Genomic DNA, 23,677 nt, shown 5'->3' on the forward strand with positions numbered 1-23,677 from the left:
CCTCAGGGTGTCTCCGGCGGGGAGGCGGAGACACCCTGTCCCACCACGGCTATCGCCTCGTCCCATGTCAGTTTCCTTGCCTGGGCGAGGATTTTGTGTTCAGCCGGGCTGAACTGGTCCATCAGGGCACGGTTCTCCGGCGAGCCGACGTCCAGTGCGCCGCCGATGACGGCACTGGCACCCAGGAGTCGCGCCGCGTGTGTCAGATCGCCCGCGGCGGCCGCGATCGCCGCCATGGCTTCCCCGACGTCGGCCGTGCTCTGGGCGTCTCGCAGGTATCCGAAGCCACGCTGGGTCACGGCGAACGCCTTGTCCGCGACCACTCGCGCACTGACCAGATCGCCCTCCGCCACCAACTGGCAGACCTCGGTGACGCCAACCCAGCTCCGCAACGGGTCACTCACCGAGTCCGGCCACTGCGTCAGTTCCCGCTGTGCCCGCACGAGATGGGCCCGAGCCGTGGCCGGGTCACCGCCGGCGCGCACAACTGTGCTGAGCCTGCAGAGAATCGCCACAGTCACCGCACGCTGGCCCTGTTCAAGGCTGATCGCCGCCACCCGCTCCAGGTCACGGCGTGCGCGGTCCAGATCACCCAGCCGGTAGTACTGATCGGCCAGCCGCGTGGTCGTCATCGCCGGATCCGGCGACGGCCCGAGTTCGACCTCCAGTGCCCTCGCCTCGTTGTACAGCTCGATCGCTCCAGCGATGTCACCGTTGGTCGACCGGGCGCCGGCCAGACCGCTCAACGCGATGGCCATTCCCCAGCGGTCGCCGATCCCGCGGAACCGGCGGATCGCGGCGGAATGCCAGCGCTCCGCCTTGCCGAACTCGCCGAGGTTCTCCGCCGCCATCGCACCGCCCAGGGTGACCACCGCACGCGCCCAGGGGTCGGAGTTCCTCAGCGCACGCCGGAAAGCCGCCTCGGCACCGTCGAAGTCGTGCAGCATCGCGTACGACACCGATTCGATCAACGGGCCCAACGGCGCCGCCTTGGCCCCGTCGGTCCGGCACAGCTCGATGATCGCCCGGATCTCGGTGACATCCGGTTCGTTGACCCCGCCGATGACCGTCAGCATCCGGAAGAGCAACCGGGTGCCGCGCGGCGCGCGGTCCTCCATCTGACGCATCCGGTTGAGCGGCAACAACTCTTCGGTCAGCGCCTCACCGAACACGCCTTGGCGCAACAGCCAGTACCACGTCCACGCGGCCAGAATCCGGAAGGAGGTCTCGGCGTCGTCGCGGCCGACCGTGTACCGGATCGCCTCGATCACGTTGGACCGCTCCGCGTCCAGCATCCTGAGCCAGCGGACCTGTTCGGGACGGCGCAGCATCGGCTCGGCTTTCTCGACCATCCCCATCACCCACGCCGCGAACCGGTCCTTGGTCCGCCGCGCGTCGTCCAGCCGCGCGGCGGCGAACGCCTTGACCGTCTGCAGCATCCGGTACCGCGGCTGACCGTCCCGGCCTTCTTCGGCCTCCACAAGGGATTTCTCCACCAGCGAAGCGAGGACGTACAGCACGTCGTCCGCGGGCAGGTCGGCACCGGCGCAGACCGCGGTGATCGCGTCCATTGTAGACGGATTGGCGAACACCGAGAGCCTGGTCGCCAGCGTGCGTTCGGCGTCGGTGAGCAGGCTCCAGCTCCACTCCACCACCGCGCCAAGGGTTTGGTGCCTCGGCAAGGAAGTCCGGCTGCCGCCGGTCAGCAGCCGGAACCGGTCGTCCAGTCGCTCGGCGACCTGCCCGACCGTCATCGAGCGCAGCCTCGCGGCGGCCAGTTCGAGAGCGAGTGGCAGGCCGTCGAGCTGACGGCAGATCGCCACCACAGCAGCCGCGTTGTCCTCGTCCACAGTGAACCCGGGACGGACGGATCCGGCGCGGTCGAGGAAAAGCCGGACCGCGGCCCGTTCGACCGCTTGTGCCGCCGGCGAGTTCTCCTCGGGCAGCTCCAGAGGCCCGACCGGGAACAGGGTCTCACCGGTGATCGCCAGCGGTTCCCGGCTGGTGGTCAGGATCCGCAGCCGTGGACACCCGGCCAGCAGCGCCTCGGCCAGATGCGCGACCGCGGAGACCAGGTGCTCGCAGTTGTCCAACACGATCAGCTCCGACCGGTCGGCGAGCGCGTCGAGCAACCGCGTCATGACGTCCACCGGCCGGCGCCAGGACTGGGGTTTCCCGGAAACCCGCGCGTCGCCAAGGCCCAGAGCGGTGGCCAGCGCCGCGGGAACGTCGGCCGCTTCGCTCAGCCCGGCGAGGTGGACGAACCAGACCGGTTCGGCCGTCCGGCCCGCCGCTTCCGTTGCCAGCCTTGTCTTTCCGGCACCGCCCGGACCCACGAGCGTGATCAGCCGGTCTTGCCGGAGCAGTCGTTCCAGTTCGGTCAGTTCGTGGCCACGGCCGACGAAGCTGGTCAGCGGCGCGGGCAGCCGTGAGCCGCCGTTGGGCACCTCCGCGGGCGTCGACCTCAGCAGCTCCAGGTGGGCTTCCTGCAGTTCCGGGCTCGGATCGACGCCCAGTTCGGTCCCGAGGTTCTGGCGCGCGATCTCGTAGGCCGCCAGGGCGTCCGCCTGGCGGCCTGCCTTCCGCAGTGCCTTGATCAGCAGCGCGGTCAGGCGTTCCCGAAGCGGGTGTTCCCTGGTCAGGGCATACAGCTCGACGATGGCGGCGGTTTCGTGGCCGCGCCGGATGTCCGCCTCGATCCGGTCTTCCATCGCGGTCAGGCGCAGTTCGGCCAGGCGTGCCACCGTCGCGGCGGCGAAAGGGGCGTCGGCGACGTCCACGAGGGCCGGACCGCGCCACAGATCGAGAGCCTCCCCCAGCACCCGGGCCGCTTCGTCCGGCTTGTCCTGCTTGAGCAGACGGCTGCCTGCCACGGCAAGGCGCTCGAACTGCTCGGCGTCCACTTCCGACGCCGCCAAGCGGTACCCGGCCGGAGAGGACTCGATGAGCGTGGCCAGCCCGGTCTTGCGGAGCCGGGACACCAGCGACTGCAAGGCGTTCGTGGCGTCGACCGGCGGTTGCGTGCCCCACAGCCCGTCGATCAGGGACTCGGCCGGCACGACCCGGTTGGCTTCGAGGGCCAGGCGGACCAGCAGCATGCGCAGCCGCGGACCGCCGACCTCGATTTCCTGGCCGGCGGTGTCCTTCAGGCACAACGGCCCCAGCACAGCCACACGCACAGTGTCAGCATCCCACGAGCAAGGGCCCCGGTTTCACCAGGAAACCGGGGCCCTTCACCTCGTCATTCGGATATCAGCCGTGGTCCTCGCGGCCCTCGGCCTCGCCGGAGCCCGGCGAAGCGGCCAGGTCCACCGGCGGCGAGTCCGGGACGTTGCGCGGCTTGGCCTCACCACGGAAGGTGAAGTGCGCCTTGTCGTCCGAGCCCTCGCCGGTCCAGCCCTCGACGTCGCCGATCACGATCTGACCCGGCTCGAGCTCGCCGAACAGGATCTTCTCGCTCAGCTGGTCCTCGATCTCGCGCTGGATGGTCCGGCGCAGCGGCCGGGCGCCCAGCACGGGGTCGAAACCGCGCTTGGCCAGCAGCTTCTTCGCCAACGGAGTCAGCTCCAGAGCCATGTCCTTGTTGCGCAGCTGGACCTCGACGCGGCCGATCATCAGGTCGACCATCCGGATGATCTCGTCCTCCGTGAGCTGGTGGAAGACGATGATGTCGTCGATCCGGTTGAGGAACTCCGGGCGGAAGTGCTTCTTCAGCTCGTCGTTGACCTTCTGCTTCATCCGCTCGTAGTTGTTCGACTGCTCCTGGCCGCCGGCGAAACCGAGCGACACGGCCTTCGAGATGTCCTGGGTGCCCAGGTTCGAGGTGAAGATGATGACCGTGTTCTTGAAGTCGACCGTACGACCCTGACCGTCGGTCAGGCGGCCGTCCTCCAGCACCTGCAGGAGAGTGTTGTAGACCTCCTGGTGGGCCTTCTCGATCTCGTCGAACAGCACGACGGAGAACGGCTTGCGGCGGACCTTCTCGGTCAGCTGGCCGCCCTCTTCGTAGCCGACGTACCCCGGAGGGGCACCGAACAGACGCGAAGCGGTGTAGCGGTCGTGGAACTCGCCCATGTCGATCTGGATCAGGGCGTCGTCCTCGCCGAACAGGAAGTTCGCCAGCGCCTTGGACAGCTCGGTCTTACCGACACCGGACGGGCCGGCGAAGATGAACGAGCCGCTCGGGCGCTTCGGGTCCTTCAGGCCGGCACGGGTACGGCGGATCGCCTTGGAGACGGCCTTGACGGCCTCCTCCTGGCCGATGATCCGCTTGTGCAGCTCGTCCTCCATGCGCAGCAGGCGGGTGGTCTCCTCCTCGGTCAGCTTGAAGACCGGGATGCCCGTCCAGTGCGCGAGGACCTCGGCGATCTGCTCCTCGTCGACCTCGGCGACGACGTCGAGGTCGCCGTCCTTCCACTGCTTCTCCCGCTCGGCCTTCTGGCCAAGCAGCTGCTTCTCCTGGTCACGCAGCTTCGCGGCCCGCTCGAAGTCCTGAGCGTCTATGGCCGATTCCTTCTCCCGGCGCACGTCGGCGATCTTCTCGTCGAACTCGCGCAGGTCCGGCGGAGCCGTCATCCGGCGGATCCGCATCCGGGCACCGGCCTCGTCGATCAGGTCGATCGCCTTGTCCGGCAGGAAGCGGTCGTTGATGTACCGGTCGGCCAGCGTGGCCGCCTGCACCAGCGCGCCGTCGGTGATCGAGACGCGGTGGTGCGCCTCGTACCGGTCGCGCAGACCCTTCAGGATCTCGATCGTGTGCTCCAGGTTCGGCTCACCGACCTGGATCGGCTGGAACCGCCGCTCGAGCGCGGGGTCCTTCTCCACGTACTTGCGGTATTCCTCGAGGGTGGTCGCACCGATGGTCTGCAGCTCACCACGGGCCAGCATCGGCTTGAGGATGGACGCCGCGTCGATCGCGCCCTCGGCGGCACCCGCCCCGACGAGCGTGTGGATCTCGTCGATGAACAGGATGATGTCGCCGCGGGTGCGGATCTCCTTGAGCACCTTCTTCAAGCGCTCCTCGAAGTCACCGCGGTAACGCGAGCCCGCGACGAGCGATCCGAGGTCCAGCGTGTAGAGCTGCTTGTCCTTCAGCGTCTCGGGCACCTCGCCCTTGACCACCATCTGCGCCAGTCCCTCGACGACGGCCGTCTTGCCGACACCCGGCTCGCCGATCAGGACTGGGTTGTTCTTGGTACGGCGGGACAGCACCTGCATGACCCGCTCGATCTCCTTGGACCGGCCGATCACCGGGTCCAGCTTGCCCTCCCGGGCGCTGGCGGTGAGGTTGCGGCCGAACTGGTCGAGCACCAGCGACGAGGAGGGGGTTCCCTCACCACGGCCGCCCTGCTCGGTCTCCGGCTTGCCGCCGGAGTAGCCCGACAGGAGCTGGAGAACCTGCTGGCGGACCCGGTTGAGGTCGGCGCCGAGCTTGACCAGCACCTGGGCGGCCACGCCCTCGCCCTCACGGATCAGCCCGAGCAGGATGTGCTCCGTGCCGATGTAGTTGTGCCCGAGCTGCAGCGCCTCACGCAGCGACAGCTCAAGCACCTTCTTCGCCCGAGGCGTGAAGGGGATGTGCCCGCTTGGCGCGTGCTGCCCCTGGCCGATGATCTCCTCGACCTGCTGACGCACGCCTTCCAGGGCGATCCCGAGCGACTCGAGCGCCTTCGCCGCGACACCTTCACCCTCGTGGATCAAGCCCAGGAGGATGTGCTCGGTGCCGATGTAGTTGTGGTTGAGCATCCGGGCCTCTTCCTGGGCCAGGACAACCACCCGCCTCGCGCGGTCGGTGAACCTCTCGAACATTCGCACTCCCTGACTGCTGCGCCGGCGGCCCTTCACCACTCGTCATGTCGGTGGATTCAGCACCGTAGGACCACTGTAGTCGTCCGGCCTGTCGCGCTCAGTGCCACGCACGACCACAGATTGATGACGGACCAGGAACTTCGCCTGCCGTCACCGGCGGACACCCCTTACAACGTGCGGTCACCGGGGCGGATTCCACTTATCGGAACCTGTCCGCTATCCGCGAACAGCATGCGCCCGAACGTGACCGCGATCACTTTCTCACTCGATCGGCGCAACTGCCAGTCCCCCCTCGTGAGTGTTTATCGGCGTTAGAACACTGATAAACACTCACGAGGAGTGAGCTGGGGTTCAGCTGGCTGCCGCGGCGGCCGCCGTCGCCGCCCGGTGCCGGGAACCGATCGGGACGACCATCGGCGTGCCCGCGACCGGATCGGTCAGGATCTTGGCGTCCAGGTCGAAGACGTCACGGAGCAGGTCCTCGGTCAGCACGTCGCCCGGGTCACCCTGGGCCACGATCTTGCCCGCCCGCATCGCCACGAGCCGGTCCGAGTACCGGGCCGCCAGGTTCAGGTCGTGCAGGACCATCACCACGGTCGTGCCTCGAGTCGTGTGCAAGTCGTGCACGAGGTCGAGCACGTCGACCTGGTGGGCCAGGTCCAGGTACGTGATCGGCTCGTCGAGCAGCAGCAGCTCCGTGCCCTGGGCGAGGGTCATCGAGATCCAGGCGCGCTGACGCTGCCCGCCGGACAACTCGTCGACCACTCGGTTGGCGTGTTCCTGCATCTTCGTCAGGCGCAGGGCGTCGGTGACGGCCGCTTCGTCCTCCACGGACCATTGGCGGTACCAGGTCTGGTGCGGGTGCCTGCCCCGGGCGACGAGGTCCGCGACGGTCAGGCCGTCGGGCGCGACCGGGGTTTGCGGGAGCAGGCCGACGGTCCGCGCCACCTCTTTCGTCGGCAGCTTGTCGATGCGCTTGCCGTCCAGCAGGACCTGGCCCGCGCGCGGCGAGAGCAGCCGGCCGAGTGCGCGCAGCAGGGTCGACTTGCCGCAGCCGTTCGGGCCGATCACCGAGGTCACCGTGCCGGTGGGGACGTCGAGGTCGAGGTTGTCGACCACGAGCCGCTCGCCGTAACCGAGCCCGAGTTCGCTCGCCCGTAGCCGTACCTGGGTCGTCGTCACCAGCACCTCCCGCAAGATCCGCCCGGAGCATAGCCCCGGGCTGGTTAGGTAAGGCTAACTGACCCTCCTGGCCTGCCCCAACCCCGGAATCGGGCACGTAAAAAGGCCCGCAGCTCACGCCGCGGGCCTTTGGGGCTGAAGGATTGTCAGTCCCTGTTGGTGTGGTAAGCCTCGGTGACTTCCTTCGGGATACGGCCGCGATCGGAAACTTTGTATCCCTTCTTGCGCGCCCACTCCCGAATTGCCTGGTTCTGGTCGCGGTCAACGGAAGCCGTCCTGGGCACCTTGCCGCCGACACTCAGCTTGCCCGCCGACCGCTTACGGCCGCCGGAACGGCGGGCGTGTTCCACATAGTCGCTCAGGATCTCCCTGAGCTTCCCGGCATTGTCACCGGACAGGTCGATCTGGTATGAAACGCCATCCAGTCCGAACTCAAGGGTCTCTTCGGCTTCCGAACCGTCAATGTCGTCGACGAGGGTCACCGTGACCTTCTGCGCCATACGCCGCCTCCTCGGGGTGAATACCGGTACGGAATGATTCTCACTCGGAGGTAGGTTAGCGCAAATCGAGATGGATTTGGATAGCCGGTTCCACCATGTTTCATTGCGGGCGAACGAGTGGGAACAGGATCGTCTCCCTGATCCCGAGTCCGGTCAGTGCCATCAGCAGCCGGTCGATACCCATTCCGACTCCACCGCTGGGCGGCATTCCGTACTCCAGTGCGCGCAGAAAGTCCTCGTCCAACTGCATCGCCTCATCGTCGCCCGCGGCACCGAGCCTGGCCTGATCGACCAGCCTTTGCCGTTCGACGACCGGGTCGACAAGCTCGGAGTATCCGGTGCCGAGTTCGAAACCACGCACGTAAAGATCCCATTTTTCCGCGACTCCCGGCGTGTCGCGATGCTGGCGTGTCAACGGGGAAGTCTCCACCGGGAAATCCCGCACGAAAGTCGGTGCGTGCAGGTCGTTGCCGACCAGGTGCTCCCACAGCTCCTCGACCAGCTTGCCGTGGCCCAGCTTGGGGTCCACTTCCAGGTCGTGCCGCTCGGCGAACTTGCGCAACTGCTCGACCGAGGTCTCCGGGGTGACCTCTTCGCCGAGGGCCTCGGACAACGACCCGTACATTGTCAGCGCGTTCCATTCCCCGGAAAGGTCGTACTCCGAACCGTCCGCGAGCGTGACCACCTGAGTACCGAAAACGGCCTCGGCGGCCTCCTGGATCAGCTCGCGGGTCAGCACGCCGACCGAGTCGTAAGTCGCGTAGGCCTGGTAGAACTCCAGCATCGCGAACTCCGGCGAATGCGAGGAATCGCTTCCCTCATTGCGGAAGTTCCGGTTGATCTCGAAGACCTTCTCGATCCCGCCGACCACGCACCGCTTGAGGTACAGCTCCGGGGCGATCCGCAGGTAGAGGTCGATGTCGAAGGCGTTGGAGTGGGTCGTGAACGGCCGCGCGGCGGCACCGCCGTGCAACGTCTGCAGCATCGGCGTCTCGACCTCGGTGAACCCGCGCCTGTGAAAACTGTCACGCAACGAGCGCATCACCGCGGCCCTGGTCCGCACCACGTCGCGGGCCTGCGGGCGCATGATCAGGTCGACGTAGCGCTGCCTGATCCGGGTCTCCTCGGACAGCTCCTTGTGCGCGACCGGCAGCGGGCGCAGCGCCTTGGCGGCCATTCGCCATTCCTCGGCCATCACCGACAGCTCACCGCGCCTGGAGGTGATCACCTCGCCGCGGACGAACACGTGGTCGCCGAGGTCGACGTCTGCCTTCCAGGCGGCCAGCGCCTCCTCGCCGACGTTGGCAAGGCTGAGCATGGCCTGCAGTTCGGTGCCGTCACCTTCGCGCAGCGTGGCGAAGCACAGCTTGCCGGTGTTGCGCAGGAACATCACCCGGCCGGTGACCCCCACCACCTCGCCGGTGGCCGCGCCGGGCTCCAGGTCGGGGTGTTGCGCCCGGACCTGCGCCAGCGTGTGGGTCCGCGGCAGTTCGACCGGATAGGCCTCGACACCGGCGGCGAGCAGCCGCTCCCGCTTCTCCCGGCGGATGCGCATCTGCTCAGGGAGGTCGTCTTGCTCGGGCGCTGGGGAAACGTGCTCGTCACTCACGCCTGCAAAGGGTACGGAAAAGCCTGGCGGCGAAGCGAACCGGATATGGCTACCGTCGCGGCCGGGACCGGACCGGATCTCGAACCGCACGCCAGGCGGGCCGGTTCGTTCGGCCGACAGGCCGGGCGGTACGCGGAGTACCGCCCCGGTTATTCGTCCGAGGCGATCGACTGGATGCCGCCGCAAGCCGCCGCCGACGTTCTCGATCTCGCCGCCTGCGCCGGAAAACCGAACTGGAGAAAACGATTTCCCTCGGCCACCGCGCTGACCGGCGCGGCGGAACGGATCCCGTTGCGGCGTGTTGGGCGCGGTGTGGAACTACGAGGACGACCGCGTTCCGTGGGTTTCCGCATTCGACGAGGCACCCGGACCGATCCGAGCCGACCGTGGCGGCATCCCGGAACATCCCGCTGTTCGGGTCCGTCAAACGCAAAGATTTTCCACATTCGGTCCGGCGCACCGTGAAAAGCATGGTGGGCACGCATTCCCGCACGCTGATGGCGAGCGACGAGGAACGCCGGCGAGTTCGGCTTTCCCGTCGAGGCGATGACCTACCGGGCAAAACGCGTGGTCACGACCTGACGTTGCGTTCGAACACCAGCCGCAGGCCGAGCAGAGTCAAATCCGGGTGGTGGTGCCGGATGGTCGCCGACTCGGCGATCACCAGTGGCGCGAGGCCGCCGGTGGCGATCACGGTCACCGGCCCGGCTTTGTCGTGCCCCTGGGACCGCAGTTCCGCGATGATCCTGGCCACCAGCCCGTCGACCTGGCCCGCGAATCCGTAGAGAATGCCCGCCTGCAGGCATTCCACGGTGTTCTTGCCGATCACCGAACGCGGCCGGACGAGTTCCACCTTGCGCAACGCGGCCGCGCGGGCGGCCAGCGCGTCCACGGAGATCTCGATGCCCGGCGCGAAAACGCCGCCGAGGAATTCGCCCTTGGCGGAGATCACGTCGATGTTCGTCGACGTGCCGAAGTCGACGACCACACAGGCGGTGCTGTACAGGTGGTGCGCGGCCAGGGTGTTGATCACCCGGTCGCCGCCGACCTCCTTAGGATTGTCCACAAGCAACGGAACGCCGGTACGGATTCCCGGCTCCACAATGAGTTGCGGCACGTCGGCGTAGTAGCGGCCGAGCATGACCCGGAGTTCCCGCAGCACGGCGGGAACCGTGGACAACGCGGACACCGCCGTGACGCGGTCGGCGTGCTCCCCCAGCAGGCCCCGCATGGTGAGGGCGAGTTCGTCCGCGGTCATCCCGGCGACGGTGCGCATCCGCCAGTCGCGGACGAGCTTCTCGCCGGAGTACAGACCGAGGGCGATGTTGGTGTTGCCGACGTCGATCGCGAAGAGCACGTCAGGAATTCTCCGGCTGGAGCAAGGCGTCCAGCGCGGCGGCGTCCGCCGTCTCCGCCGACGGCGCGGCCTGTTCGACGTCGGCCCCGCTGAGCAGGCCGGAGTCCTCAGGCGCGTGCGCCGGGTCGGTACCGAGGTCGACGACCTTGTTCTGCCCGTCGACGAACACGACCTTGGGGCGGAAGGCCGAGGCCTCCGCGTCGGCCATGATCCCGTAGGCGATCATGATCACGATGTCACCGGGGTGCACCAGGTGCGCGGCGGCACCGTTGATGCCGATCACGCCGCTGCCCCGCTCGCCCTCGATGACGTACGTCTCCAGGCGCGCGCCGTTGGTCACGTCCACGATGGTGACCTGTTCGCCCGCCAGCAGGTCGGCGGCTTCCATCAGGTCGGCGTCCACCGTGACCGAGCCGACGTAGTGCAGGTCGGCCTGGGTGACGGTGGCCCGGTGGATCTTGGACTTCAGCATCGTGCGCAACATGGTGGTGTACCCCCTTGTCACAGCCCCGGCTCGGGCGGTTCGCCCAGCCGGAGGCCGGTGTTGTCGATGAGTCTCGTGGTGCCGACCCGGGCGGCCACGAGCAGCCTCGCCTCCCCCTGCTCGGGGGCCGGACCGAGGTCAGGAGCACGCAGTTCGAGGTAGTCGACGGCGACCTCGGGATGCTCCGCCAGCACTCCGCGGGCGGCTTTGAGCACCTCTTCGTGCCCACGGCGGCCCGCGAAGGCACCCGCCGCCAACGCGGCGGACAGCGCGACAGCGCTCTCGCGTTCGGCGGGATCGAGATAGACGTTCCTGGACGACAGCGCGAGACCGTCGGGTTCGCGGACCGTCGGCACGCCGATCACGTGTGTGTCCATGTCCAGGTCGGCGACCATCCGCTTGATCAGCACCAGTTGCTGGTAGTCCTTCTCGCCGAACAGCGCGTAGTCCGGCCGCACGATGTTGAACAGCTTGTTCACCACGGTGAGCACGCCCGCGAAGTGTCCTTTCCGGACACTTCCTTCCAGGTCGTCGCCCAGCGGTCCAGGATGGACAGTCACCTGCGAGCCCGGCGGGTACATGTCCTCGCGCTCCGGCGTGAACACGATCTCCACCCGTTCCTCGCGGCACGCCTCCAGGTCGGCCTCCAGCGGCCGCGGGTAGCGGTCCAGATCCTCACTCGGCCCGAACTGCAAGGGGTTCACGAAGATCGACGCGACCACCACGGTGTTCGGGATGTTGCGCGCACGGCGCAACAGCTCACGGTGACCGGCGTGCAACGCGCCCATCGTGGGCACGAGCACGATCTTGTTGCCCACCGCGCGCAGCGCGCGGGTGATCCGGGCGACGTCTTTCGGGCTGCTGTGGACGTGCAGCGCGCCACGGGTGAACTCGGGTGCCTTCGGTGCCGTCACTCAGCGCTCTCCTCATCGATGGCCTGGAAAACGTCCGGCGCGAGATCCCCGCGCAGCAGGCCGCTGCCGGTCGCCCGGCGCGCGGCCCGCCGCGCCAGCTCCCGGTAACTCGGCAGCAGCTCAGGCGCGTTGTCCCGCAACACTTTCAGGTGCTTGCGCACGGTACCGGCGTCGCCCCGGGCCACCGGCCCGGTCAGCGCGCGGTCGCCGTGCCGCAGTGCATTGTCCAGTGCGGCCGACAGGAGCGGTCCGAGCATGCGCTCCGGGGAGCCGATGCCGGACTGCCTCAACAGGTCGGCCGAGTCGGCGACCAACGTGATCAGGTGATTCGCCGCGTGCGCCAACGCCGTGTGATACGCCGGACGAGCCGCCGAGGGCACCCGGATCGGGTCGGAGCCCATCTCCACGACCAGCGCCTCGCCGACGTTCCACGCCGCCTCGTCGTCGTCCTGAGCGGTCACCCCGACCGAACATGCGACAAGCCGGTCAAGATCCTCGGCACGACCGGTGAACGTCATCACCGGGTGCAGGGCCAACGGCAAAGCACCCTGGTCCGCCGCGGGCTGCAGGACGTCGACGCCGTACGCCCCGGACGTGTGCACGACGATCTGCCCCGGCCGCAACGCACCCGCGGCCGCGAGCCCGCGCACCATGCCTTCCAGTGCGTCATCCGGTAACGCCAGCAGCACCAGGTCGGCCTTGCTCACCACCTCGTCCGGCGGGAGCAACGGAACGCCAGGCAGCAACTCCTCGGCGCGCCGCACGGAGTCACGCGACACCCCCGACGCGGCGACCACCGCGTGTCCGGCCCTGGCCAGCGCGGCGCCCATCACCGCACCGACTCGGCCAGCGGACACCACGCCCACTCCGAGGCGCGCGGGACGGCTCATTACCCTTGTCCTTTCGTCAAACCAAGGTCAGAGCGTAACTATTGGCGCTTTGCGGCGCTGACCGCCGTGGCCCGGCTCACGCGAACTGCCTGTGTCAACAGCTGCTCGTCTTCGCCGTCGGCATGGCTGTGACGGTGAAACGCCAGCTCAGTGACGGCGGTCTGGTAGTCGGCGACGGCCCGCCCGGCCTGCGGCCCGGCCTTGCGGGCGACCTTGCGCCGCCACTCCCGGCGACGTTTGAGGTTGGACAGCAACTCGACCTCGTTGGCCGCGATGAGCCCCTCGTCGACCAGTCGCGGCAAGGCGACCGCGATGATCTTCGCCTCCCGTTTGCGCGCCCAGTTGGCGAGCAGCGCGGCGCCGAGGAACACCGGCAACATGATCAGGAAGTACACGTTGAGGAACGTCGTGGCATTGCCCAGAGTCGCCGCCGAGTTCCACAGCGAGTGCAGCACGACCGCGGCCAGATACCCGCCGAGCGGCCCGGCGACCCGTACCCACTGTCTCCGGGTGCCCGCGGCGATACCGATCCCGACCCCGGTCATGATCGTGAACAACGGATGCGTGAACGGCGACAGCACCCCACGCAGGATGAAAGCGGCCACGACCCCGGCGGTCTGCGCCGTCCCGAACCCGTGCTCCCCGAAGATGCGCCCGAAGTAGTAGATGTTCTCGGTGAACGCGAACCCGGCCGCGCACATCCCGGCGTACACGATGCCGTCGATGACACCGTTGAACTCCTGCCGCTTCCACAGGTAGACGCCGAGCACGAACGCGGCCTTCGCGGCCTCCTCGATGAGCGGCGCGGAGACCACGGCCGCGACCGCGTCCCCGTTGCCCTTGCCCAGGAGCAAGTCGCCAACGGCCTCAGCGGTGTTGTTGATGAGAAGCGCGGTGATGGTGGCGCCACACGCGCCCCAGGCGAACGCCAGCCACAGCAGCCTCGCGGGTTCCGGCTCCCACCTGTCGATCCAGAGGAACGCGGCGACGACGGGCCCGACCGGCAGCAGCGCCACCGCCAACCCGACAAGCTCGGCGACAACGCCCACGCTGGCCGTGAGATACGCGAACACGCCGATGCCGCACAGGCTCAGCAGAATCAGCCCGACCATGGGCAGCAGAACGGTCCTGCGCCGTGGCGTCGGCCGAACAGGCACAGCCGGCTCCTGGATCATCACAGCGGGAGACCTTAGCCGCCCGGTTTCCGGCCGAATGCGGAGTTACGCCAAAGTGGGCGATTCCGCCCCTCACCCCACCCGCACACTGCGCCGACACCCCACGACCACGACTTCGCCCGCCCCTTGCCATGCCCCCACCACTCCCGGGGGGCGACCCCGTGGCCAGTCTACCGGGGATAGTGCCTGGTCACAGGGGTTACCGGCCGGTTGTGGACAACTGGTTTCGCGAACGGTTCCGTTCGCTAGTCAGGGCCGCCGGGCGGTGCCGGACCGGATGCTTCACGGTGCCGGAACGCGCATCTCAAGGTGCTGGACTGGTGGACACGACCTGCCGAAACGGCGGACACGCAATGCCGGAACGCGCGACTCGGGGTGCCGGAACGCGCGACTCGGGGTGCTGGAACGCGCATCTCGGGGTGCTGGAACGCGCAACACGCGGTGCCTGAGCGGTGGACACGACCTGCCCGAGCGGTGGACACGGCGTGCCGGAACGGGGGACACGGCGTGCCGGAGTGGGCGTTTCACCGTGGTGGAGCGGGCGGGAAGGGGTCAGTCCTTCTTGCGGCGCCTGCGTCGGGGTTTGTCGCCGCCTGCGCCGTAGGCCGCCAGCAGCTCGTTGACCGACTTGCCCTCGGCGTGCGAGCCGGTGGGCTCCGGCGGTGGGGCGGGTTTGGCGTGGCTGCCGGACGGTTGCTCTTGCTGCCGGGCCTGGAACGTCTCCTGCCAGGACGGGGCGTCGTCCGGCTTGCGTCGACGCCCGCCACCGGCGGCCTCGGGACCAGGCGACTCGGGGGCGCGGCGGCGGCCCGCGCTCTCGTCGATGGTCGGTGGGACCTGCACGACGCGGGTCGCAGGTTCGGGTTTGCGGACCGGCGGGGGTGGCGGGGGCGGTTCCGGTGATCGGACGACCGGCTTGCGGACCGTGGGCTCCGGAGTCTCCGGCAGGGGCTGGATCTGCGTCGGGGCCTCGGGCTCCGGGCGCGGCATCGGACGGCTCGGCTGCGGCTCGGGCTTCTTCGGCGGCCGGGGCGGGCGGCCTGCCTGCGGCCGGGATGGCGGCTGGGATGGCGACTGGGATGGCGGCTGGGACCCGTTGCGCTCCCACGACGGGGTCCAGTCCGGGTCGATGCCCTCGCCCAGGCTGTTGGCCGAGTCACCGGCCACCGGACGGTGGTACTGCTGGTTCACCGGCGTCACCGGCTCCCACCAGCCCGAACCCGGGTCGGCGGGGTCGTCACGGCGGGGCGGGCGGATCTGGACCTGGCGTTCGGCCGGTTCGCGCGCCGGGCGTTGCTGCTGGGGCCGCTGCGGCTGCGGACGGGCGTTGCCGCCGCGCGGACGGTCCGCCGGGACGCGGTCGATCAGCTCGGTCTGCGGGTCGCTCGGGATGATCACCTGCTGCTGGTTGCCTGCCGGGTTCAGGCGCTTCATCATCTGGCCCTGCTGGGGCAGTTGGTGGGACTCGTCGGGCAACGACCGCATCCGGGTCGCCTGCGCCTGGAGGGCGAACCGTTCGACGAGGACTTCGCCGCCGAGCAGCGACTGCAGCGTCTCCCGCAGCTGGCCGAGCTCGGAGCGCAGGGCCTCGATGTCCGCGCGGGACTGTTCTTCCGCCTTGCGCTTGACCTCGGCTTCCAGCTCCAGTTCGAACTCGCGCCGCGCGGCGATCTCCCGCTCCAGTTCGAGCTCGTAGACCGCCTGCATACTGGCGGCGTCATCGGTCTTGTCGGCCACCTGACGGCGGAACCGCGCGGCCAGGAAGGCGCCGACCAACGCGGCCCACAGCGCCGCGAGGATGCCCATCTTGAGGAACCGGGCGTCGTCGGTGAGGACCAGGATCAGTGTCGCGCCGAGGACCAGGACCAACGCGCCGCCCAGCAGCAGCCGCGCCGTGCTCGGCACTCTGCTGGAGTCGCGCGTCGGGGCGGCACGGCCGGACATGCCTAACACCGTACCCGTCAGTTACCGGTCCGAGACCTGCTCGTGGCCGAACCAGCGCTCAATTCACGCTTTGGAACGATCAACGGTCGTCCGGCTCCTTGGGGTCATCCGGGGTCCGGCAGCAGTGCTCCAGCCACAGACCGGCCGCGATCAGTGCTGCCGAACACAACGCGCCGACGACCGCACTGGACGTGTCGTTCGCCGCCGCCAGGACATCTGCCCGTTTAGGAAGCACGTAAACCAGCACGCCGAGCCAGGCGCCGAGCATGATCGCGCCGAGCACGGACGAAGCCTTGGCCAACGCGACCGCGCGAGCCGCCGTCAGCGCCTGCACCGGCTTGCCCGGGTTGGTCCCCTTGATCCGGGATCTCAGGGAGAATCCCAACGCGACGTCGACGATCGCGATGATGACCAGGCTGATGCCCGCCAACGTGGGCAACGGCGGCAGCGAGCCGTAGGCCGACTGCATGATCAGATACAGCACGACCGCGGCGAGCAGTCCCGCTATGACCAGGTCACGCGGCCTGGTGAACCTCACACCGCCTCCAGCTTGAGATCGTCCCGGCGCCGCACGCCCTCGTCCGCCAGCCGCGCGACCAGGTCGGCGATCCGGCCGTGGCCCGGCAGTTCGGCGTCCGGCTGCACGTCCAGCCACGGCACCAGGACAAACGCCCGCTCGTGCGCCCGCGGATGCGGCAACTCCAGCCGCGGGTCGATGCTCGTGACCCCGGTAACCGTAATCACGTCCACGTCGAGCGAACGCGGGCCCCACCGGACATCCCGGACACGCCCGGCGGCGTTCTCCAGTTCGTGGGCGCGGCGCAGCCAGTCCCACTCGCCGAAGCCCTCGTGGGACGCGATCACGATCGCGTTGAGGAAGTCGTCCTGGTCCGTCACGCCCCACGGCGCCGTCTCGTACACAGCGGACACGGCCAACGCGGGCAGACCGTCCACTGCGGACTGCAGGTGCGCGAGCCGATCGCCCATGTTGGAGCCGATCGACAGGACGGCGGTGGTCATCAGCGGTCCCGCCGCACGGTGACCGAGACGTCCGCGAAGGTCAGCGGGATCGGCGCGGACGGCTTGTGCACGGTCACCTCGACCGCGGTGACGCGCTCGTCGGTCATCACGTCGTCGGCGATCTCGCCGGCGACCGATTCGATCAGGTCACGTGCCGGTCCGGCGACGATCGCGGCCGCGCGCTCGGCCAGTTCGCCGTAGTGCATGGTCTTGGCCAGGTCGTCGGTCTTCGCGGCGTCGGTCAGGTCCAGCCAAACCGTGATGTCGACGACGAAGTCCTGCCCGTCGCGCTTCTCGTGCTCGAAGACACCGTGGTTGCCGCGTACCCGCAGCCCGGTGAGCGTGATCCGGTCGCTCAAGCCCGCCCCCATTCCGCCACCACTCGTACCGCGTCGAGCGACCGCATGACGTCGTGCACCCGCACACCCCAGACGCCTTTCGCGGCGGCCATCGTGGAGATCGCGGCGGTCGCGTCCTCACGGCCGTCGGGCGGGCGGGGAGTGCCGTCCTTGCCGGCCAGCAACCGGCCGATGAAACGTTTGCGCGACGCCCCGACCAGCACGGGATACCCCAGGTCGATGAAGACGTCCAGGCCGCGCAGCAACGCCCAGTCGTGCGGGGCCTGTTTCGCGAACCCGAGCCCGGGGTCGATCACGACCGCGTCCGGTGCCACCCCGGCGGCCAGCGCCGCGTCCACCCGCCGGCACAGCTCGTCGCGGACTTCGGCGACGACGTCGGTGTAGTCGGCCAGCGAGTTCATGTCCTTGCTGTGGCCACGCCAGTGCATCAGGATCCACGGCACCTGCGCGTCCGCGACGACCCGCGCCATGTCCTTGTCCGCCAGGCCGCCGGACACGTCGTTCACGACGGTCGCGCCCGCCGCCAGCGCGGCCTCGGCGACACGGGCCCGCATGGTGTCCACGCTGATCCGGACGCCCGCCGCGGCCAGTTCCCTGATCACCGGCTCGACCCGGCCGATCTCCACCTCGGCGGCCACCCGCTCGGCGCCCGGCCGGGTCGACTCGCCGCCGACGTCGATCAGGTCGGCGCCCGCTTCCCACATCTCGTGCGCGTGCCGCAGCGCATCGTCCACAGTGAAGTAGCGGCCGCCGTCGGAGAACGAATCCGGTGTCACGTTGAGGACACCCATCACCACGCAGCGGCCCGGGTCGGGCAGCAGCCGGTGCGTCATCGCCGTGCCTTGATCAGGTCCAACGCCTCCGCACGGGACGACGCCGACGTCTTGAACTGGCCGCGCACAGCCGAAGTCGTCGTACGCGCGCCGGGCTTGCGGATGCCGCGCATCGACATGCACAGGTGCTCGGCCTCGACGACCACGATCACCCCGCGCGGCCGCAACGTGCGCATCAGCGAGTCGGCCACCTGGGACGTCAGCCTCTCCTGGACCTGCGGCCGTTTGGCGAACGCGTCGACCAGCCTGGCCAGTTTGGACAGTCCGGTGACCTTGCCGTGCTCGTTCGGGATGTACCCGACGTGGGCGACGCCGTGAAACGGCACGAGGTGGTGTTCGCAGGTCGAGTACATCGGGATGTCGGTGACCAGGACGAGTTCCTCATGGGACTCGTCGAAGGTCTTGGCCAGCACGGCATCCGGGTCCATGTACAGGCCGGCGAACATCTCGCGGTACGCGCGGGCCACCCGGGCCGGGGTGTCGGCGAGACCCTCGCGGTCAGGGTCCTCGCCGCAGGCCAGCAGCAGCTCACGCACGGCCTTCTCGGCACGTGCCTGGTCGAAAACGGGACGAACGGAGCGGGCACCGTCCGCTGGGGACGCACCCGCTCCGTTCACTGACTCGATGCTCAGTTCCTACCGTCCCGATCATCCTTGTCCGGCTGCGGCGGCGAGGTCGCCGGACGCCAGCCGGGAGGCGCGCCGTAGTTCGGCGGGCCACCGGGCCTGCCCTCGGAGGACGGCACGTACGGGCCGGGGCCGGCAGGCAGGCCGTTCGGCAGCGCGCCGTTGCTGGCGGCCTCCTTCGGCAGGTCCTTGGCACCGCCGACGGCACCGACCGGGGTCGGCTCCGGCTCCTCCTGGATCGGCGGCCACGGCTCGCCACGCTCCATCGCCAGCTCGCCGCGGGTCTTGATCGGCGGCTTGTCGGACGGCACACGCTCGCCGAAGTCGTTGAACGCGGTGATCCGGGGCCGCTTCTCCACCCGGGAGAAGATCCGCTCGAGGTCCTTGCGCTGCAAGGTCTCCTTGTCGAGCAGTTCGACCACGAGCTCGTCGAGCACGTCGCGGTAGGTGTTGAGCACCTCCCACGCCTCGGTGTGCGCCGCCTCGATGAGCTTGCGCACCTCCTCGTCGATCTCGTGCGCGACTTCGAGCGAGTAGTCCACGGCGTGGCCCATCGACCGGCCGAGGAACGGGTCGCCGTGCTCCTGGCCGTACTTCACGGCACCCAGCCGGGCGCTCATGCCGTACTCGGTCACCATCGCCTTGGCGATCTTGGTGGCCTGCTCGATGTCCGAGGACGCGCCGGTGGTCGGCTCGTGGAAGACGAGCTCCTCGGCCGACCGGCCGCCCAGTGCGAACACCAGGCGCGCGATCATCTCCGAACGGGTCATCAAGCCCTTGTCGTCCTCGGGGACGACCAGGGCGTGCCCACCGGTGCGGCCACGCGGCAGGATCGTCAGCTTGTAGACCGGTTCGAGGTCCGGCATCGCCCACGCGGCCAGCGCGTGCCCGCCCTCGTGGTAGGCGGTGATCTTCTTCTCCTTCTCGGAGATGATCCGGCTCTTGCGGGCCGGGCCGCCGATCACGCGGTCCACCGACTCCTCCAGCGCGGCGCCGTCGATCAGCGTGCCGTTCTGGCGGGCGGTCAGCAGGGCGGCCTCGTTGAGCACGTTCGCCAGGTCCGCGCCGGACATGCCGACCGTCCGCTTGGCGAGACCGCTCAGGTCCACGTCGGGTGCCATCGGCTTGCCCTTGGCGTGCACCTCCAGGATCTTCTTGCGCCCGGTCAGGTCCGGTGCGGAGACCGGGATCTGCCGGTCGAACCGGCCGGGGCGCAGCAGCGCCGGGTCGAGGATGTCCGGGCGGTTGGTCGCCGCGATCAGGATGATCCCGCCGCGTGCGTCGAAGCCGTCCATCTCGACCAGCAGCTGGTTGAGGGTCTGCTCACGTTCGTCGTGGCCACCGCCGAGGCCCGCGCCACGCTGGCGGCCGACGGCGTCGATCTCGTCGACGAAGATGATGCACGGCGCGTTCTGCTTGGCCTGCTCGAACAGGTCGCGAACGCGGGAGGCACCCACACCGACGAACATCTCGACGAAGTCGGAGCCGGAGATCGTGTAGAACGGCACTCCCGCCTCACCGGCCACCGCCCTGGCGAGCAGGGTCTTACCGGTTCCCGGCGGCCCGTAGAGCAGCACGCCCTTCGGGATCTTCGCGCCGAGCGCCTGGTAGCGGCCCGGGTTCTGCAGGAAGTCCTTGATCTCGTAGAGCTCTTCGACGGCCTCGTCGGCCCCGGCCACGTCGGCGAACGTGGTCTTGGGCATGTCCTTGGACAACTGCTTGGCCTTGGACTTGCCGAAGTTCATCACCCGGTTCCCGCCACCCTGGACGTTGTTCATCATCCAGAGCAGGAGCAGGCCGAGCAGCACCAAGGGGATCGCGAACAACAGGATCTGCGTGAAGAAGGACTCCTGTGTGACCTTCGTCTCGAAGTCCACGTTGTTCGTGCGCAGAACGTTGAACACGTCGTCGCCGGCCTGCGCCGGGAAGGACGTGATGATCTGCTTCTGGTTGTCCGCCTTCGCCGGGTCCCTGAGGATCAGCTTCAGCTGCTGCTCTTTGTCCTCGAGCGTCGCCTTCTCCACGTTGCCGCTGTTGATCTGGGCGATCGCCTTGGTCGTCGAGACCTGGGCGAACCCGCGGTTCGAGTCGAAGATCGTGCTGAACGCGAGGTACAGCAGGACCACTGCCAGGATCCAGAGCAGCGGGTTACGGAGCAGTCGCTTGCGGTCCATTCACTTACGGCCGCCGGGCGGCCTCGACCCTCCCTGACTTGCATTTCGGGTAGTGAGCCCCACTACCCGGCCGGCGGGGCAATCCGGTCCATCCAGCGTACCGCCCACTTCCAGCGCGTCACGCGCCAAGTGAACGAGGGTAGCTCGTTTCCGGTGGATCCGCGCTGGACAGTGGAGACAACGGGCGAATCGCACGACCGGTTCCCAGCGAACCTGAGGGCTTCCTCAGGATGAGTAGACGGCCGGTGCCAACGTGCCGATGTACGGCAGGTCGCGGTAGCGCTCGGCGTAGTCCAGGCCGTATCCGACGACGAAGTCATTCGGGATCTCGAACCCGACGTACTCGACCGGCACGTCCACCTTGATCGCCTCGGGCTTGCGCAGCAGCGTGCAGACCCGCAGCGTGGCGGGGCCGCGCGAGGCCAGGTTCTTCAGCAGCCACGACAGCGTCAGGCCCGAGTCGATGATGTCCTCGACGATCAGCACGTCCCGGCCGGCGATGTCCCGGTCGAGGTCCTTGAGGATCCGCACGACGCCCGAGCTGGACGTGGCCGATCCGTACGAGCTGACCGCCATGAACTCGAGCTGGACGGGCACTGGCAGCGCACGCGCCAGGTCCGTCATGAACATCACCGCGCCTTTGAGCACACCGACGAGGACAAGGTCCTGCCGGGCGCCGCCGGCCGGATAGTCCTCGGCTATCTGCTTGGCGAGTTCGGCGATCTTCTCGTTGATCTCTTGTTCGGTGATCAGCACGGAGGCGATGTCGCCGTCGTACACGCCTGCTCCCTCTCGGTTTCAAGTCCGGCCTGGCGGTTGCACGCAGAGCCTGCCATGCGAGCGGCACGCCACAAAGCCGCCGGGCAACCAGACGCCACCCTGACCACGCCACTCGCCCACCAGAGCGTCGACCGAACGCAGATGACCGTCGGTGAGTTCGGGCACTCCGGCATCTTTCAGCCACCTTCGCAGCACCCGGCGGCGCAGCGCGGCCGGATGCGGTAGCAGGCCCGCTACCAGCATGTTCTCGTTGTCCCGGTAGATCGTTTCGGCCAGCGCGTCCAACGCGTCGAGGTCCTCGCGCAACTGACCGGCCGTCCGCGCGAGCGCGCCGGCCACACCGCCTTGCAGCACCTCCTCCATGAGGGGGATCACTTCATGTCTGAGGCGCACACGGGTGAACACCGGGTCGCTGTTGTGTGGATCGCACCACGGCTTGAGGCCGAGTTCCGCGCACGCGCCGGCGGTCACGGTCCGTCTGATCTTCAGCAGTGGCCGTCCCCACGGCGGGTCGAGCGGCCGCATGCCCGCGATGGACCGCGGCCCGGAGCCGCGGCCGAGCCCGAGCAGCACGGTTTCGGCCTGGTCGTCAAGGGTGTGGCCGAGCAGGATCACGCCGTCGTGGGCGGCTCGGAGGGCTTCGTAGCGTGCACGCCTGGCCGCCGCCTCTGTCCCGCCGGGGCCGTTCACCCGTACTTCGAGGATCTCGGCCCGGATGTCCAGCGGTTCGAGCTGAGCCGCGGCCTCCCTGGCGACCTCGGCCGAGCCCTGTTGCAGGCCGTGATCGACGATCAGTGCCCTGACCTCGGTCACCATTCTCGCCGCCGCGGCGAGGGCGAGCGAGTCGGCGCCGCCGGACACCGCGACGGCGACCGGGCCTTCGATGCTGGGCAGCAGATCCTTGACGGCCTTGCGGACGATCAGGGCCGCACTCGCCGCAACCATGCGTCCGGGTCCGTGATCTCCGAGCGGCGCGGCAGCGTCTCGGCCGACGTCCACACCGCGTTGAACCCGGCCATCCCGGCCTGGTCGACGACGTGCCGGGTGAACTTGGCACCCGCCGCGTACTGCTTGACCTTGGCGTCCACCCCGAGCAGCGTGCGCAGCACCCGGTCGAGCAGGCCGCCGCCGCGGCGGCGCTCGGTGAACCGGTCGCGGATGACCTCGACGCTCGGCACGACCGACGGGCCGACCGCGTCCATCACGAAGTCGGCGTGGCCTTCGAGCAACGTGGACAGTGCGATGAGCCGGTCGAACACCTCGCGCTGTTCGGGCGACTGCAACAGTTCCATCAACGTGACCGGGCCGGACGACGCGTCCGGGTCGAGCGACCGGCGGCGCGCCTCCTTGATGACGTCCGGGAACCGGTTGAGCGCGCTCGCGGCGGTGTCGTCCATCCCGGACAGGAACGCGCGGACCTGGCCGGAGAAGTAGTCCCTGAGCCACGGCACGGCGGTGAACTGCAGCCGGTGCGTGCACTCGTGCAGGCAGACCCACATCCGGAAGTCGCTCGCCGCGACGTCCAAAGCCCGTTGCGCGCCAATGATGTTGGGCGCGACGAGCAGCAGACGGCCGTCGTTGAACGGGTCGTACTGGCCGAGCACACGGCTGCCGAGGAACGCCAGCACCATGCCCGCCTGCACACCCGCGCTGCCCGCCATGACGGCGCCGACCGGGCCGGTGTAGGCCCTCGGCAACGCGCCCTCGGTCAGGACTTCGAGGCCTTCGGCGGACGCCCTGATCCAGCCGGGCCGGTCCACCACCTCGCCGGGCGGGAGGGGAAGGCCGTGCCCGAGACCGGTGAGCTCACGGACGTGCCCCTCGGCGACGTCGGTGGCGTCCCGCAGATCCCGGACCGTGGCCTCGGCCTCCGCCATCGGCACATCGGGTCCACGCCGCACCAGGCGTTGCCCGGTCGAGATGGCCAGGGACCAGTCGACCGGCGACCCCGCCCCGCGCCTGAGCTCCGTAGCCGCTTCCACGACACCGACGCTACCTGAGCATTTGTGCCCTGTGTGATTG

Annotated in this window: 20 protein-coding genes; all 20 read right to left on the reverse strand. The window is 68.8% G+C overall.

From position 1 onward, the window contains the following. Positions 1 to 2: 2 nt before the first annotated feature. The 20 genes from GC106_RS17985 to GC106_RS18080 all read right to left on the reverse strand — a co-directional run bounded on the left by GC106_RS17985 (position 3) and on the right by GC106_RS18080 (position 23,637). Positions 3 to 3,179, reverse strand: coding sequence for an AfsR/SARP family transcriptional regulator (locus tag GC106_RS17985; protein ID WP_173131701.1), 3,177 nt, complete (start codon positions 3,177 to 3,179; stop codon positions 3 to 5). 73 nt (positions 3,180 to 3,252) lie between these two features. Beyond that, positions 3,253 to 5,808, reverse strand: a complete 2,556-nt coding sequence (locus tag GC106_RS17990; RefSeq protein WP_173131704.1) for an ATP-dependent Clp protease ATP-binding subunit — start codon at positions 5,806 to 5,808, stop codon at positions 3,253 to 3,255. 351 nt (positions 5,809 to 6,159) lie between these two features. After that, positions 6,160 to 6,990, reverse strand: a complete 831-nt coding sequence (locus GC106_RS17995) for an ABC transporter ATP-binding protein (protein WP_173131707.1) — start codon at positions 6,988 to 6,990, stop codon at positions 6,160 to 6,162. A 146-nt stretch (positions 6,991 to 7,136) separates the two neighbouring features. After that, entirely contained in the window at positions 7,137 to 7,490 is a 354-nt protein-coding gene (locus tag GC106_RS18000) for a histone-like nucleoid-structuring protein Lsr2 (protein WP_173131709.1), read from the reverse strand. A gap of 100 nt (positions 7,491 to 7,590) precedes the next feature. Next, entirely contained in the window at positions 7,591 to 9,045 is a 1,455-nt protein-coding gene (lysS, locus tag GC106_RS18005) for a lysine--tRNA ligase (RefSeq protein ID WP_173132306.1), read from the reverse strand. A gap of 625 nt (positions 9,046 to 9,670) precedes the next feature. After that, entirely contained in the window at positions 9,671 to 10,456 is a 786-nt protein-coding gene (locus GC106_RS18010; RefSeq protein ID WP_173131712.1) for a type III pantothenate kinase, read from the reverse strand. A 1-nt stretch (position 10,457) separates the two neighbouring features. Continuing rightward, a complete protein-coding gene (panD, locus tag GC106_RS18015; protein ID WP_173131715.1) occupies positions 10,458 to 10,940 on the reverse strand; it encodes an aspartate 1-decarboxylase in 483 nt (160 codons plus the stop codon). A 17-nt stretch (positions 10,941 to 10,957) separates the two neighbouring features. Continuing rightward, positions 10,958 to 11,854 (reverse strand): pantoate--beta-alanine ligase, encoded by an 897-nt coding sequence (gene panC / locus GC106_RS18020; RefSeq protein ID WP_173131718.1) that lies wholly within the window; start codon positions 11,852 to 11,854, stop codon positions 10,958 to 10,960. Then, on the reverse strand, positions 11,851 to 12,744 hold the full coding sequence (locus GC106_RS18025) for a Rossmann-like and DUF2520 domain-containing protein (RefSeq protein WP_173131721.1): 894 nt from the start codon (positions 12,742 to 12,744) through the stop codon (positions 11,851 to 11,853). Before GC106_RS18025 ends, panC begins: the two co-directional genes overlap by 4 nt. Positions 12,745 to 12,782: 38 nt before the next feature. Then, positions 12,783 to 13,856, reverse strand: a complete 1,074-nt coding sequence (locus GC106_RS18030) for a PrsW family intramembrane metalloprotease (RefSeq protein WP_246366208.1) — start codon at positions 13,854 to 13,856, stop codon at positions 12,783 to 12,785. A 615-nt stretch (positions 13,857 to 14,471) separates the two neighbouring features. After that, a complete protein-coding gene (locus GC106_RS18035) occupies positions 14,472 to 15,863 on the reverse strand; it encodes a DUF6779 domain-containing protein (protein ID WP_217280652.1) in 1,392 nt (463 codons plus the stop codon). A 79-nt stretch (positions 15,864 to 15,942) separates the two neighbouring features. Next, on the reverse strand, positions 15,943 to 16,401 hold the full coding sequence (locus tag GC106_RS18040) for a DUF3180 domain-containing protein (protein ID WP_173131725.1): 459 nt from the start codon (positions 16,399 to 16,401) through the stop codon (positions 15,943 to 15,945). Beyond that, positions 16,398 to 16,883 carry a 2-amino-4-hydroxy-6-hydroxymethyldihydropteridine diphosphokinase gene (gene folK, locus GC106_RS18045; protein ID WP_173131728.1) on the reverse strand — a complete coding sequence of 162 codons (486 nt, stop codon included), beginning with the start codon at positions 16,881 to 16,883 and terminating at the stop codon, positions 16,398 to 16,400. The genes GC106_RS18040 and folK overlap by 4 nt, the downstream gene beginning before the upstream one ends. After that, positions 16,883 to 17,242 (reverse strand): dihydroneopterin aldolase, encoded by a 360-nt coding sequence (gene folB, locus GC106_RS18050; protein WP_173132312.1) that lies wholly within the window; start codon positions 17,240 to 17,242, stop codon positions 16,883 to 16,885. Before folB ends, folK begins: the two co-directional genes overlap by 1 nt. Further along, positions 17,239 to 18,075, reverse strand: a complete 837-nt coding sequence (gene folP / locus GC106_RS18055; protein WP_173131731.1) for a dihydropteroate synthase — start codon at positions 18,073 to 18,075, stop codon at positions 17,239 to 17,241. Before folP ends, folB begins: the two co-directional genes overlap by 4 nt. Continuing rightward, complete coding sequence (gene folE / locus GC106_RS18060; protein WP_173131734.1) at positions 18,072 to 18,692, reverse strand: GTP cyclohydrolase I FolE; 621 nt, start codon at positions 18,690 to 18,692, stop codon at positions 18,072 to 18,074. The genes folP and folE overlap by 4 nt, the downstream gene beginning before the upstream one ends. An 11-nt stretch (positions 18,693 to 18,703) precedes the next feature. Next, positions 18,704 to 20,875 (reverse strand): ATP-dependent zinc metalloprotease FtsH, encoded by a 2,172-nt coding sequence (ftsH, locus tag GC106_RS18065; RefSeq protein WP_173131737.1) that lies wholly within the window; start codon positions 20,873 to 20,875, stop codon positions 18,704 to 18,706. A 225-nt stretch (positions 20,876 to 21,100) separates the two neighbouring features. Then, on the reverse strand, positions 21,101 to 21,655 hold the full coding sequence (gene hpt / locus GC106_RS18070) for a hypoxanthine phosphoribosyltransferase (RefSeq protein WP_173131740.1): 555 nt from the start codon (positions 21,653 to 21,655) through the stop codon (positions 21,101 to 21,103). 18 nt (positions 21,656 to 21,673) lie between these two features. Next, the gene (gene tilS, locus GC106_RS18075) at positions 21,674 to 22,600 is read right to left on the reverse strand and encodes a tRNA lysidine(34) synthetase TilS (protein WP_173131754.1); all 927 of its coding nucleotides are present in this window, start codon (positions 22,598 to 22,600) and stop codon (positions 21,674 to 21,676) included. Continuing rightward, a complete protein-coding gene (locus GC106_RS18080; RefSeq protein ID WP_173131757.1) occupies positions 22,576 to 23,637 on the reverse strand; it encodes an Rv3626c family coenzyme F420 biosynthesis-associated protein in 1,062 nt (353 codons plus the stop codon). Before GC106_RS18080 ends, tilS begins: the two co-directional genes overlap by 25 nt. Between the last annotated feature and the right edge of the window lie 40 nt (positions 23,638 to 23,677).

It is taken from the genome of Kibdelosporangium persicum (assembly GCF_013280595.1).
GTDB classification, from domain to species: domain Bacteria; phylum Actinomycetota; class Actinomycetes; order Mycobacteriales; family Pseudonocardiaceae; genus Kibdelosporangium; species Kibdelosporangium persicum.

Coding starts and splice junctions, on each gene's coding strand:
- folK (WP_173131728.1), bottom strand. CDS start 16,883: ATGACCACCGCCGTCCTGTCGATCGGCTCCAACATGGGCGATCGGCTC.
- ftsH (WP_173131737.1), bottom strand. CDS start 20,875: ATGGACCGCAAGCGACTGCTCCGTAACCCGCTGCTCTGGATCCTGGCA.
- GC106_RS18025 (WP_173131721.1), bottom strand. CDS start 12,744: ATGAGCCGTCCCGCGCGCCTCGGAGTGGGCGTGGTGTCCGCTGGCCGA.
- tilS (WP_173131754.1), bottom strand. CDS start 22,600: ATGGTTGCGGCGAGTGCGGCCCTGATCGTCCGCAAGGCCGTCAAGGAT.
- GC106_RS18030 (WP_246366208.1), bottom strand. CDS start 13,856: ATGGTCGGGCTGATTCTGCTGAGCCTGTGCGGCATCGGCGTGTTCGCG.
- lysS (WP_173132306.1), bottom strand. CDS start 9,045: ATGCGCATCCGCCGGGAGAAGCGGGAGCGGCTGCTCGCCGCCGGTGTC.
- GC106_RS18000 (WP_173131709.1), bottom strand. CDS start 7,490: ATGGCGCAGAAGGTCACGGTGACCCTCGTCGACGACATTGACGGTTCG.
- GC106_RS18035 (WP_217280652.1), bottom strand. CDS start 15,863: ATGTCCGGCCGTGCCGCCCCGACGCGCGACTCCAGCAGAGTGCCGAGC.
- folP (WP_173131731.1), bottom strand. CDS start 18,075: ATGACGCACCGGCTGCTGCCCGACCCGGGCCGCTGCGTGGTGATGGGT.
- panD (WP_173131715.1), bottom strand. CDS start 10,940: ATGTTGCGCACGATGCTGAAGTCCAAGATCCACCGGGCCACCGTCACC.
- GC106_RS17990 (WP_173131704.1), bottom strand. CDS start 5,808: ATGTTCGAGAGGTTCACCGACCGCGCGAGGCGGGTGGTTGTCCTGGCC.